12 protein-coding genes are annotated in these 11,672 nt (G+C 54.5%); 7 read left to right on the top strand and 5 right to left on the bottom strand.

Annotated features, from left to right (window positions below; translation table 11 throughout):
• Positions 1-9: 9 nt before the first annotated feature.
• Genes KK078_RS17800 through KK078_RS17790 form a run of 3 tightly spaced genes read right to left on the bottom strand, consistent with a single transcriptional unit; the run spans position 10 to position 2,925 of the window.
• Positions 10-594 carry a DUF4142 domain-containing protein gene (locus KK078_RS17800; RefSeq protein WP_254091657.1) on the bottom strand — a complete coding sequence of 195 codons (585 nt, stop codon included), beginning with the start codon at positions 592-594 and terminating at the stop codon, positions 10-12.
• Between the two features lie 51 nt (positions 595-645).
• Complete coding sequence (locus tag KK078_RS17795) at positions 646-1,380, bottom strand: endonuclease (protein WP_254091656.1); 735 nt, start codon at positions 1,378-1,380, stop codon at positions 646-648.
• 6 nt (positions 1,381-1,386) lie between these two features.
• Positions 1,387-2,925, bottom strand: coding sequence for an FAD-dependent oxidoreductase (locus KK078_RS17790; protein ID WP_254091655.1), 1,539 nt, complete (start codon positions 2,923-2,925; stop codon positions 1,387-1,389).
• Positions 2,926-3,078: 153 nt separating this feature from the next.
• Here KK078_RS17790 and KK078_RS17785 point away from each other — a divergent pair, with 153 nt between their 5' ends.
• Entirely contained in the window at positions 3,079-3,915 is an 837-nt protein-coding gene (locus tag KK078_RS17785; RefSeq protein WP_254091654.1) for a Cof-type HAD-IIB family hydrolase, read from the top strand.
• Between the two features lie 2 nt (positions 3,916-3,917).
• On the opposite strand, the gene KK078_RS17780 is transcribed toward KK078_RS17785, so the two are convergent.
• Positions 3,918-4,328: a response regulator gene (locus tag KK078_RS17780; protein ID WP_254091653.1), complete on the bottom strand. Its 411-nt coding sequence runs from the start codon at positions 4,326-4,328 to the stop codon at positions 3,918-3,920.
• A 51-nt stretch (positions 4,329-4,379) separates the two neighbouring features.
• Positions 4,380-5,474 (bottom strand): family 20 glycosylhydrolase, encoded by a 1,095-nt coding sequence (locus tag KK078_RS17775; protein ID WP_254091652.1) that lies wholly within the window; start codon positions 5,472-5,474, stop codon positions 4,380-4,382.
• Between the two features lie 70 nt (positions 5,475-5,544).
• Between KK078_RS17775 and KK078_RS17770 the strand changes: the two genes are divergently transcribed.
• The 6 genes from KK078_RS17770 (at position 5,545) to KK078_RS17745 (ending at position 11,671) form a co-directional block, all read left to right on the top strand.
• Positions 5,545-5,997 (top strand): GreA/GreB family elongation factor, encoded by a 453-nt coding sequence (locus KK078_RS17770; protein ID WP_254091651.1) that lies wholly within the window; start codon positions 5,545-5,547, stop codon positions 5,995-5,997.
• A 180-nt stretch (positions 5,998-6,177) separates the two neighbouring features.
• Complete coding sequence (locus KK078_RS17765) at positions 6,178-7,005, top strand: serine O-acetyltransferase (RefSeq protein WP_254091650.1); 828 nt, start codon at positions 6,178-6,180, stop codon at positions 7,003-7,005.
• Between the two features lie 17 nt (positions 7,006-7,022).
• Entirely contained in the window at positions 7,023-7,901 is an 879-nt protein-coding gene (gene cysM, locus KK078_RS17760) for a cysteine synthase CysM (protein ID WP_254091649.1), read from the top strand.
• A gap of 41 nt (positions 7,902-7,942) precedes the next feature.
• Positions 7,943-8,599, top strand: coding sequence for a GDSL-type esterase/lipase family protein (locus KK078_RS17755; RefSeq protein WP_254091648.1), 657 nt, complete (start codon positions 7,943-7,945; stop codon positions 8,597-8,599).
• Between the two features lie 99 nt (positions 8,600-8,698).
• Positions 8,699-9,235 carry a Dps family protein gene (locus KK078_RS17750; protein WP_254091647.1) on the top strand — a complete coding sequence of 179 codons (537 nt, stop codon included), beginning with the start codon at positions 8,699-8,701 and terminating at the stop codon, positions 9,233-9,235.
• A 63-nt stretch (positions 9,236-9,298) separates the two neighbouring features.
• On the top strand, positions 9,299-11,671 hold the full coding sequence (locus tag KK078_RS17745; RefSeq protein ID WP_254091646.1) for a transglycosylase domain-containing protein: 2,373 nt from the start codon (positions 9,299-9,301) through the stop codon (positions 11,669-11,671).
• Position 11,672 lies beyond the last annotated feature (1 nt).

Genomic DNA, 11,672 nt, shown 5'->3' with positions numbered 1-11,672 from the left:
CAATAGACCCTACTTCTCTTTTTTCTTCTCGTCTTTCAACGTCTCGCGTGCCAGCTTCGCCATCTCGAGGTGGTGCGCCAGGATCGGCAGCTTGGCAGTAGCCCATGCCTTCAACGCTGCATCGTTGCCTTTTTCAGATTCTTTCCGGAACGCGTCTATATCCTCCTGGTGGTCATCCACCATCAGATCGGCGTAAGCCTTGTCAAAATCTTTCCCGGCCTTTTGGTCCAGGTCATCGACCAGTCGTTGATTCTTTTCGCTGAGTGAATCGGGGAGAGAAATGTTTTTCTGCCCGGCAATGGCTTTAAGTTCTTCGCCGGCTTTGCTATGGTCAAGCTCCATCGTCTTGCCCAGTTCCTGGATCGCCGGTGTAGTGCTTTTTGTCTGCGCCAGCTTGCCGAGGGTTACCTCCAGCATCCCACCGTCGGCTGCTGCAACGGCAAATTCACCATCGGCCTTCAGATCCAGGGTGTCGAGCTTTTCGTCGTTTTCCGCTTCGGCAACCTCGGTGCTGTCTTGCGATTTGTTACCGCAGGAAGTAAAGGACAGCAGGACCGAAAAGGCCATAAGAAATAAGTACATGCGCGTATTCATGATAGATAATGTTTCTGATGGGAATCAAAAAAGCATGCCACTTACCGATGGCTAAACATACAACTTCTGGCATACTTCGCAATAGAAGGTGCGCCGGTTGGTTTTTCCCAAATAAGCTTTTTGAAGCGGCGCGCCATCCCGCGGGCAGGTTTTTTTTGTATGCGCCAGCCAATGCTTTCGCAACGTAAACTCCCGCTTCCAGGCGAGGAAGTCATAGCTATAGCGCACAACCTCTTCTACCAGTTGCCGTCGCTTGGCCGGTGATAATTTTCCTATTGTACTCAGGGGATGAACGTGTATCCGGAAAAGCACCTCATTCTTGATAATGTTTCCCGCGCCCGAAAAGATCGTTTGATCCAGGATCGCGTCACAGACCAGCGTATCGGGTATAGCCTTTAGCTTCTGTAAAGCCCGGGAAGAGCTCCACTGTTCACTCATCACATCTGCCGACCAATCGTAAACATCGTCAGGCGACTCCTCCAGCATGCGAAGCCCGCAAGCATAGAAGTTAATTTCACCATTCTTGAATTGAAGGCTGAGGCGCGGAGGTGTGGCCTTGCGTTCATTGATGAGATACGATCCGAACAACAAAAAATGGATTCGCAGCGTAAAAGTGGGGAAGCAAATAAGAAAGTGCTTTCCCCAGCTTTTGAAGTTGCGAATCGCTTTGCCTTCCAGCATGGTCGGGTCGAACTGCCGGGTGTTACCGGAAGCATGAAGCACTTTTTTTCGTGCGAACATCTCCACGGCCTCCTTCAACAATACGATCGAGGGTCCTTCGGGCATGTCGAACTATTGATTCGTCTCGACGGCAGTGCGTAATTCGATCGGCTGCAGATCTGCGCTGGCGGGGCTCGTCAGCACCTTGCCGTCCGGTGAATAGCGGGCGCCGTGGCAGGGGCAATCCCAGCTTTGCTCGGCCAGGTTCCAGGCTACGTGACAACCCATGTGGGTACACGTCGGCGACACGGCGTGCAACGCGCCCTCACTGTCGCGCGACAAAGCGATCGATTTTCCTTCGTAATCAACGACCTTCCCCTCTCCCGGGGCGAGGTTAACAAGGTCTTGCAACGTTTCAGTCGAGAACCAGCCGCCGATCAGGCTCTTTGCCACGTCCAGGTTATTCTGCATAAAGCTTGTAAATCCTGCTACAGGCTTGATACGCGAAGGGCTGAACAGTTCCTGGTACGGACTTTCCTGCTTCGTGATAAGGTCACGCAAAAGAAGGCCAGCCACCGTACTGTAGACCATGCCGTTGCCACCATAACCGGTAGCCACATAGATGTTATCGCGGTGCATGGGTAAGTTTCCGATATACGGTAGGCCATCCACCGGCTCAAAGTACTGCGATGACCATTGATAGGCGATCGATTCAACGTTAAAATATTTCCGGACGTAGGCCTCCAGGGCACGGAAGCGTTTTTCGGTATTCTCTTCATGCCCCGTCTTATGATCTTCTCCGCCGGCGATCAGGTACCGCTGGCCGTCTACGACCTGCGTGCGATAATAATGATAAGGGTCGTACATGTCATAACAGAGCCCTTCGGGATAGTTGCCGTCGGCCAGCGTGACCGCCATGGCATAGCTTCTCCAGGGCGCCATGCGTAGGTGCACCAGGTTTATACCGGGCGGCGTATGGGTGGCGTACACCAGGTTATGGGCGCGGATGGATTTACCGCCGGCTTCCAGGGTGATAATGTCTCCTTCGGTCACTTTCGTTACCGGAGCATATTGCAGAATGGCTCCTCCCAGGTTTTCAAACGCGTGGGCGAGGGCGTGTACATACCGCATGGGGTGAAACTTGGCTTGTCGTTCGACACGAACAGCCTTTTGCATCGGTATCGGCACAGGAATGCCGTCTGCATAGTCGATCTCCAGACCCACCGTGCGGCAGGCATCAAAGATATCCTGAAGTTCCTTCGACTGCTTTTCATCCTGTGAAAACAGGTACGCCGGGGCCTCTTCAAAACCACAGTCAATTCCATAGGCGCTGACATGCCGTTCGATAATATCGATCGCTTCGCGCACCGCACGTGCTACCAACCGGGCACCGTCTTCTCCGAAGTTTTTAATGATCGTGGTATAGGGGGTATCGAGCAGCGTATTCAAATGCGCCGTCGTGCCTCCCGTCGTGCCAAAGCCGATGTTCTCGGCCTCCAGTAAAATACATTTCCGGCCAGCCTGCTGAAGCAGAAGACTGGTCGTTATGCCTGTGATCCCTCCACCGACAATGGCTACATCGTAGGGGGTATCCTGCTGCGCCCGGTGCAGGGAGCCGTATACCGGCACCTCCTGCCATAGGCTAACAAATGAACCGTCACGTGCTATCATAAAGTGTCTGTTTTTTCTGAAGACCGTGTAAATTCCTTGCCAGCGGTTCGCCGCCCGGGAAATCCCATAGCAGGGTGGCAATTCCACAGAATGTTAAAAAAATAGTAGAAGGAGGCTTCGTACAGTCAGCACGCTTGGAGATATTGCGCAAACATGATCACGCCCCTGCGAGAACGGATACGAGCCGTTTGCACCGACATAGACGGAACCCTGCTGGACAGCCGCCGCGAGCTGTCACCCCGTACCCTGGCAACCATCGGCCGGATAAAAGACACCCTGCCTATCATCCTGGCCTCGTCGCGCATGCCCGCCGCCATGCGGCACCTGCAGCAGGAGCTGGGCATCACTACCCATCCCTTGATCTGCTACAACGGGGGGTACGTACTACAACTGGACGGTCCCCGGCCACACGTGCTCGACTCCGTGGTGATTCCCGTGGCGGTTTGCCGTCAGATCCTGGCGTTGACCGCAGGCAGCTCGCTGCACATAAGCCTGTACGAGCAGGACAACTGGTACGCTCCCGGCTACGATCAGTGGACTGAACGTGAAGCCCGCATCACCAAGGTGTCACCGCAGATCGATCCGGCGGCAAACGTCCTGGCCCGCTGGGAGCACCAGGGTACAGGTGCCCATAAGATCATGTGTATGGGCGACGAAGGTGCGATATCCGCGCTTCAAAACGCTCTGGAAAACGGCTTTTCAACCGATGTACACGCCTATCGATCCAAGTCCACCTACCTCGAAATAGCACCACGCGCCATCTCCAAGGCTTCCGCCATGGAACTGGTGCTCAAAACATGTTATGGTCTCGGGGCCGCCAGCGCCATGGCATTCGGCGATAACTATAACGACATGGATATGCTAACAGCCGCCGGGTGGGGGGTAGCCATGGCAAATGGTCGGGATGAAGTAAAGGCGTTGGCAAAAGAGATCACGGAAGCGAATATCGACGACGGCGTGGCGCAAGCCATCGAGCGGCACCTGCTGTAACGCTAACGGCTCAGGTCGGGCTGACTGCGTACGCGCTCGACAATGGCCGCGATCATCTCATTAAATCCTTTCACGGTAGAGGGCTTGGTGATAAACAGATCGGCACCCAGTTGCAGGCATTGATCGCGTTCCTGCTGCGACGAGGCCGTCGTGAGAATGACGACCGGCAGGCGTTGCAGCCGCGGCAATGCTTTGAGGCGGCTTAAGATCTCCCGCCCATGAAGTTTGGGCAGGTTCAAATCCAGTACAACCACATCGGGCAGCTTCTCACAATGTTCCAGGTGGGGCACCACCTTATCCCCCTGGCTGATCGTCTCCATGCGGTAGGGCACATTGTTGTCCTGCAATGCCTGTATCATTAACTCAACGTCGTCCGGGTCGTCTTCAACCAGCAGGATGGAATAGGTGTTCATGCGGAGTTAAAGATACAATTTCACATAGGATAATAGCACCGCTTGAATAACTTAATAGATTGTCCGAAAACAATTCCAGGGCGTGTTGCCCTTGTCCGCCGGATCTTTCTTCTTGCCATAATACCCGTCCAGAAAACTGCGCGTGTCCGACCACACCGTTTGAATGATGCCCTGGAAGTTCTCCTTCATTTCCGGGGTGGCATCCCGCCGGAAGGTGCGCATGTCTTCCACCTGGCTTAATGCTACCGACGGATTGCGCCAGGGGCATGTCGCCACCTTAAAACCCTTCATGGCAAAGTATACCGGCGTCTTGTCGGGGCGCTCGTAGTGCCAGTCGCAGATCATGACATCTTTGGGGATCAGGTCGATCGCCCGGTGTGTATTGTTCAGGCTGGCCTCCCACATGCCCAGTCCCGTTGTCTTACCGTCGATCAGGCGGTCGCCCCAGATCCACAGTTTCCGGTTGCGTTGTGCCAGGTAGTCGCGCAGCACCCGCACTTCCCCGGCAAAGAGCTCAGCCTTGTCGCGACCGCCGCACCGTGGGCATTTGTCGTCGCCAATATAGAAGACCTCGTCCATGCCGGCGTGAAACGCGTCCGACTCGAATACATCACAGATTTCGTCTACCAACGAAAACACGATCGGGTGTACTTCGGGGTGCAACGGGCAGTAGCTCTTGCAGTATAAACCATCGGCGTTGGGCCAGGCATATTTCGCCGGCATCTTTACATGCGGGGTTTCGTCCAGCTGAGGATAGACGCGCAGCAGGTTGTGAACGGTTCCTGCCCAGGACTGGTGGCCCAACAGGTTGATCTGCGGGATCGCACGAATGCCTCCGCGTTGGCACGCCCATACCATCTTCTTGACATCCTCCTTGCTCAGGGCCACGCTGTCGCGCAGCTCGGGATGGTGCACGAACTGATAGTTCCAGTCAATCCGCAGGATCAGGGTATTTACCTTCCGCGGAACCAGCTCTTCGGTAATAAACTTTACGAACTGGTCGACGTCTGCCGGACGCGGCGCTGCAATGCAAAAACCACGGAGCGGAAAGGTGACTATTTCTTTCTGTTGTGCCGGCAGGACACCCGGCAGCAGGAGCAGCATCACGGCCAGAAGCCGGAAGAATGATTTCGGGAGATTCATCATAGTAACGCTAGGAAATGTGGTGTCCAAAATATCAATATTGTGGAATTTCACGAAGCATTTTGAAATACACATGAGCACACACAAGCAAAAACTTTATGCGCTCTGCCAGGACCATGTACAGCGTCGCATCCGGGACATCAGCCAGGCCCTGGAAGAAGTACAGCAATCGGCCCACGAAGAGACAAAGAGTACCGCCGGCGATAAATATGAGACCGCCCGGGCCATGGCCCAGAATGAAATGGAGAAGCTCAATGCGCAACTGCAGGAGAACAAAAAGCTGCAACAGATCCTCGAGCAGATCGACCCTCGGAGAAGTACCCCCGTCATCCAGCTCGGCAGCGCCGTACGAACCACGCAGGGGAATTTTTATATAGCGGTAAGCGCCGGTGTGCTTGGCCAGGATAAGGAGGCTTACTTTGCCGTCTCGCCGGCATCACCCATCGGCACCCGGCTCATGGGCCAGAAAGCAGGAGACGAATTTCAATTTAATCAGCGAACATACCGCATCGAGCTCGTCGAATAACAGGCTTGATTGGTGCACGTATAGACAAAATCCCGTCTTCTGTGTTATGAATGAGGGATAAAAATTTCCGGAATCGCAGAATTAAGGTACCGATCGCCGGAACTGATTGTTAAAAAACGTGTGTTATTCGTAAGAATTTTCGTTTTTTGTTTCAACAAGCATAGCAGACTTTACACGTGCATGGATAAATCGTTCGTACGCAAGCTCTATCAATCACACCTGGTGTGTCCTACGTGCCCCTCGCCGGCAGAGGTACAGCATTTCTTCGTGGAACTGCTCGGAGCCCTGTTTGCCGACTTTACCCAGCTGGCGCACCTCTCGGAAGAACAATTTACCGAGCTCATGGAGCGACTGCAGCGCGACCTCGCGCGGTTGCTGCAGAACAACGCCGCCACCAGCACGAGCAGCGCCGTGCAACTTTCCGCCGACTTCTTTGATGCCTTACCCACGATCTTCGAAAAGATACAACAGGATGTGGCCGCCATGTATGCCGGCGACCCCGCGGCCAGGAGCGCTGGGGAAGTAGTGCGTACCTATCCCGGTTTTTACGCCATTGCCGCTTATCGCATCGCGCATCAATTATACCGCCAGGGCATTGGAGACATTCCCCGTATCATCACCGAGCATGCGCATAGCCGCACAGGGATAGACATCCACCCGGCGGCGACCATCGGCAACTTTTTCTGCATCGACCACGGCACCGGTGTGGTAATAGGCGAGACAACGATCATCGGCGATCATGTCAAAATATACCAGGGTGTTACCCTCGGCGCCCTCAGCGTCAACAAAGAAGACGCCCGGCGCAAGCGCCATCCAACGCTGCAGGACAATGTCGTCGTCTATGCCGGCGCAACGATCCTGGGCGGCGAAACCACCATCGGTCACGACAGCGTGATCGGCGGCAACGTCTGGCTTACCAGAAGTGTGCCCCCGCATTCGAAGATCTACTACCAGGCCAAGATGTTCAACGACGATACCAATCAGACCGACATGGTCATATTCAAATAAGGAAGCTCTGATTTTATATGAAGCTCGCAGACCTCATCGGTAATACACCGCTCGTCACCCTCCAGACCATCCCGGTTAAAAAAGGTGTAACCATTTACGGAAAACTCGAAGGAAACAACCCCGGCGGAAGCGTAAAAGACCGGGCCGCCTATGGCATGATCACGGGCGCGCTGCAGCGCGGGCAGATCAAACCCGGCGATAAACTGGTAGAAGCCACCAGCGGCAACACCGGCATCGCCCTGGCCATGATCGCGCGCATCATGGGGCTGGAAATGACGCTCATCATGCCCGACAACTCCACGCGCGAGCGTGTGTTGGCCATGGAGGCGTATGGCGCCAGGGTGATCCTCACGCCGTCGGCCAGGACCATCGAATATTCACGCGAGCTGGCAGAGAAGATGGCCGCCGAAGAAGGGTATCATATCCTGAACCAATTTGCCAACGCCGACAACTACGGTATGCACTATCGTACCACCGGCCCGGAGATCTGGCGCGACACCGCCGGCAAAATCACACACTTTGTCTCTGCCATGGGCACTACCGGCACCATCATGGGCGTATCACGCTACTTAAAGGAACAAAATCCTGCCATACAGATCGTAGGAACACAACCCACCGACGGCTCCTGCATTCCCGGCATTCGCCGGTGGTCACCCGAGTTCCTGCCAAAAATATTCGAACCCCACCGCGTAGACCGCGTCATGGACGTGCGCGAGCAGGATGCACGCACATACACCAAACGCCTCGCGCGGGAAGAAGGTGTGCTGGCTGGCATGAGCAGCGGCGGAGCCTTGAGTGCCGCCATGCAGATCGCCTCCGAGATCACCGAAGGCGTGATCGTATTCATCGTCTGCGATCGCGGTGACCGCTACCTCAGCTCCGATCTCTTTGAATAACAAGCCTTCCATAGTCTTTCAACATAACCTATTTTCCTTTCATGCGAAACCTACTCCTCATTGCTTGTCTGTTGTTGCTGGAATTTACCGTAGTAGCACAAGATCCCCGTCGCTTTGAAGCAGAAGTAACAAACCTCGTCGCAGGTGACACCGCCGTAAAAAAGAAAAACCTCATTCTGTTCACCGGTAGCTCCAGCTTTCGCTTATGGCGCCCCGACCTGGCGTCGTCATTTCCCGACAAGAACGTGCTCAATCGGGGCTTCGGCGGCTCACAGATGAGCGATCTGATATACTATTTCGATAAGCTGATCCTGCCATACCATGCCAAACAGATCTTTATCTACGAAGGCGATAATGACCTGGCATCGGGTAAAACGCCTGAAGAGATTATACGCCAGGCAGACAGTTTACTATACCTCATTCGTAAAAAGGTATCGCGCCGGGTAAACGTAGTGTTTCTGGCAGCCAAGCCCAGCCTGGCGCGCTGGAACCAGCACGAGACCTATCGCACGTTTAACGGCATGCTGAAAGCGTGGGCCGAAAAACATAAGCATGTGATCTACGCGGATATCTGGACGCCCATGATCGACCCCGCAACCGGTAAGGTAAAAGATGATCTGTTCATCGAAGATGGCCTGCACATGAAAGCCAACGGCTATGAAATATGGACGCGCGTACTAAAGCCGTATATGAAATAGACGACTGGGGAAAAATATCCTCACAGGCTCAGCGGATGCTTTCTCCTCGCGGCGGGAATGAAAATTGCGCAACTGCTCATGAACCAACAATGAGCATGTATGGAATCAAAAGCAGATGTTGAGAATGTAGCCAAGACGCAAATGGACAACCGTCTGGCAAAGGCGAAACCCATGAAACTGGGTTGGTCGCCGGAAGAGGTAGAGCGTATATCAACGGCGTTGAACGAAGTCCTGGCCAACTATAGTGTCCACTATCAAAAGCTCCGGAACTACCATTGGAACGTGAAAGGTTCCGATTTTTTCGATCTGCACGAACAATTCGAAGAGCTTTATACCGAGACGCTCATGAACATCGACGAGATTGCGGAGCGCATCCGGGTATTCGGCCAAACGCCCCTGAGTACGTTGAAGGATTACCTGAAAGTGTCGACCATAAAAGAAACAGGAACGGACCTCGAGTCGAGCACCATGGTCCGCGAAGTGTTAAGCGACTTTACCATCCTGTTGCACTTCATGGCGGACGCGGTGCATGCGGCTTCCGAACAAGGCGACTCAGGGACAGAGGAAATGATCAAGAAGTTTATCAATAAGCTTGAAAAGCATCACTGGATGTTGACTGCTTTTTTGGCGAAGTAAAAGTCGGTTAGGCTGACAAACAGGCAGGATTGAATACAATATTGTTCAATCCTGCGTTTTTTTATGAAAGACCGTAGAATGAAGTTTGACTTTACAACGCGCTTCCGCGAAACCTGGCGGCAAGCATGGCATTCCTTTCAGAACCGCACCACGTTGCGAAAAATTGGCTACATCGCCGTGGCATTCATCGGTGTGTCCGTGTCAGGTGTATTGATCCTGTTCATACTCACCTGGACAGGAGCCCTTGGACACCTGCCCGATAAAGAAGAGTTAAAAGCAGTTGAGAACCCGCTGGCGACGGAAGTATACAGTGCCGATAGTGTTCTCCTGGGCCGTTACTTCATTCAGGAACGCTCTAATGTAAACTATGCTGCGCTCCCCCGTCACGTCGTCGACGCGGTCATCGCCACGGAAGATATCCGCTTCTTTGAGCACAGCGGCATAGACCGCAAGAGCCTTTTGCGCGTGATGATAAAAAGTATCCTGCTGCAGCAGGAGTCGTCCGGCGGCGGCAGTACACTTACACAGCAACTCGCCAAAAATCTATATCCCCGGCGCAGGTACTGGCTGTTTTCGATGCCCATCAATAAGATCCGCGAAATGATCCTGGCCGCGCGACTGGAAGCGGTATATGATAAGGAAGCGCTGCTGGCATTATACCTCAATACAGTTCCCTTCGGCGATAATACCTATGGCATCGAAGCCGCCGCGCAGCGATTCTATTCCGTGCACGCTGCCGCGCTCACTGTCGACCAGGCCGCCGTGCTGGTCGGCATGCTCAAAGCCACATCGTATTATAATCCCCGCCTGCACCCCGAGCGGGCCGTACAGCGACGCAACGTCGTGTTGGCACAAATGGAAAAATACAATAAGCTGCCGCACGCTGAAGCCGCCGCCGCGCAGGCGCTGCCGGTCAAGCTGTTTTATAATCAGATCAGCCATCACTCCGGACTGGCACCCTACTTTCGTGAATATATCCGCGAAGAGCTGGAGGAATGGTGCAAACAACATACAAAGCCGAATGGTAAATCCTATAATCTGTATACCGATGGTTTGAAGATCTATACCACCATCGACTCACGCCTGCAGCAATATGCCGAAAATGCGGTGGACCATCAGATGGCCGGTCTTCAGAAGCGGTTTAAGGAACATTGGGGCAGCAAAGATCCCTGGTATAATAAACCCGCAGTGCTCGAAAACGCCTTGCGCAGATCCGAGCGCTACCGGTCGCTGGCCCGGCAGGGTCTCAGCCAGGAGGAGATTGTCCGGGCCATGCAGGAGCCCGTCCTCATGAACGTGCTTACAGAGGAAGGGGAGAAGGAACGCGTTATGAGTCCCTACGACTCCGTGCGGCACTACCTGCGGTTTCTGCAGGCGGGCATGCTGGCGATGGACCCCCGCCAGGGCGCCATTCGTGTGTGGGTAGGAGGGATCAACCATCACTTCTTTCAATACGACCACGTGCGGGAGAACACCCGCCGTCAGATCGGTTCCACCTTTAAGCCGATCGTCTATGCTGCCGCCCTCGAACAAGGCGTAGACCCGTGTGATTTTGTCTCCGCGGCAAAAACCGAGTATACCAACGTCGAAGGCTGGAAGCCCGAGAATACAGAAGAGAACTACGATCGGAAGTATTCACTCACCGGCGGCCTGGCTTATTCGGTCAACACGGTGTCGGTACGCGTACTCGAAAAAGCCGGCATCGGCAACACCATCGCGCTCGCCCATCGCATGGGCATCGAAAGCGACCTGCCCGCGGTACCCGCCATCGCCCTGGGCGCGGCCAACATTTCCATGATCGAGATGGTACGTGCCTATACCTGCTTTGTCAACAATGGCAAGACGACAACCCCGTATTACATCACCGCCATCCACGACCATACCGGCCAGTCCCTGGAAGTTTTTCCTACGCCGGACAAGTCAGAACAGGCCATGTCGCCCGAAACGGCGCAAATGATGGTCGAGATGCTGAAGCACACTGTCAACGAGGGCACTGCCGCCAGCCTCCGGTCGCGCTACGGCATACAGAACGACATTGCCGGCAAGACCGGTACGACGCAGTCCAATGCCGACGGTTGGTTCATCGCCATGACGCCGCGCCTGGTCATCGGCTCCTGGGTCGGCGCCGACGATCCGCGCATCCGCTTCCGCAAAACCTCGCTTGGCCAGGGCGCCCGCACGGCGATGCCGATCGTAGGTGACTTCCTGCACCAGGTCAATAACGACAGCCGGTTTGCCAGCATCAGCCAGGCCCGCTTCCCGGCACTTTATCCGTCGCTGGCCAAAAAGCTTTCCTGCGACTTGTACCGCTCCGACTCAAACATGTTCCAGCGCATCTTTGGCAAAAAGAACAAGGAAGAGAAACGGGCCTTTGGCGAACCCGAGAACGAGAAAAAGAAGAAAGGCGGCTTTCTGAAGCGCCTGTTCGGACGTTGAC

Source organism: Dawidia soli (assembly GCF_018598185.1).
In the GTDB taxonomy this organism is placed as follows: domain Bacteria; phylum Bacteroidota; class Bacteroidia; order Cytophagales; family Cyclobacteriaceae; genus Ohtaekwangia; species Ohtaekwangia soli.
This window is presented reverse-complemented; position numbering and strand designations above follow the sequence as displayed.

Excerpts from the sequence above, each read along its gene's own strand:
- KK078_RS17800 (WP_254091657.1), bottom strand. The coding sequence starts at position 594 with ATGAATACGCGCATGTACTTATTTCTTATGGCCTTTTCGGTCCTGCTG.
- KK078_RS17795 (WP_254091656.1), bottom strand. The coding sequence starts at position 1,380 with ATGCCCGAAGGACCCTCGATCGTATTGTTGAAGGAGGCCGTGGAGATG.
- KK078_RS17790 (WP_254091655.1), bottom strand. The coding sequence starts at position 2,925 with ATGATAGCACGTGACGGTTCATTTGTTAGCCTATGGCAGGAGGTGCCG.
- KK078_RS17785 (WP_254091654.1), top strand. The coding sequence starts at position 3,079 with ATGATCACGCCCCTGCGAGAACGGATACGAGCCGTTTGCACCGACATA.
- KK078_RS17780 (WP_254091653.1), bottom strand. The coding sequence starts at position 4,328 with ATGAACACCTATTCCATCCTGCTGGTTGAAGACGACCCGGACGACGTT.
- KK078_RS17775 (WP_254091652.1), bottom strand. The coding sequence starts at position 5,474 with ATGATGAATCTCCCGAAATCATTCTTCCGGCTTCTGGCCGTGATGCTG.
- KK078_RS17770 (WP_254091651.1), top strand. The coding sequence starts at position 5,545 with ATGAGCACACACAAGCAAAAACTTTATGCGCTCTGCCAGGACCATGTA.
- KK078_RS17765 (WP_254091650.1), top strand. The coding sequence starts at position 6,178 with ATGGATAAATCGTTCGTACGCAAGCTCTATCAATCACACCTGGTGTGT.
- cysM (WP_254091649.1), top strand. The coding sequence starts at position 7,023 with ATGAAGCTCGCAGACCTCATCGGTAATACACCGCTCGTCACCCTCCAG.
- KK078_RS17755 (WP_254091648.1), top strand. The coding sequence starts at position 7,943 with ATGCGAAACCTACTCCTCATTGCTTGTCTGTTGTTGCTGGAATTTACC.
- KK078_RS17750 (WP_254091647.1), top strand. The coding sequence starts at position 8,699 with ATGGAATCAAAAGCAGATGTTGAGAATGTAGCCAAGACGCAAATGGAC.
- KK078_RS17745 (WP_254091646.1), top strand. The coding sequence starts at position 9,299 with ATGAAAGACCGTAGAATGAAGTTTGACTTTACAACGCGCTTCCGCGAA.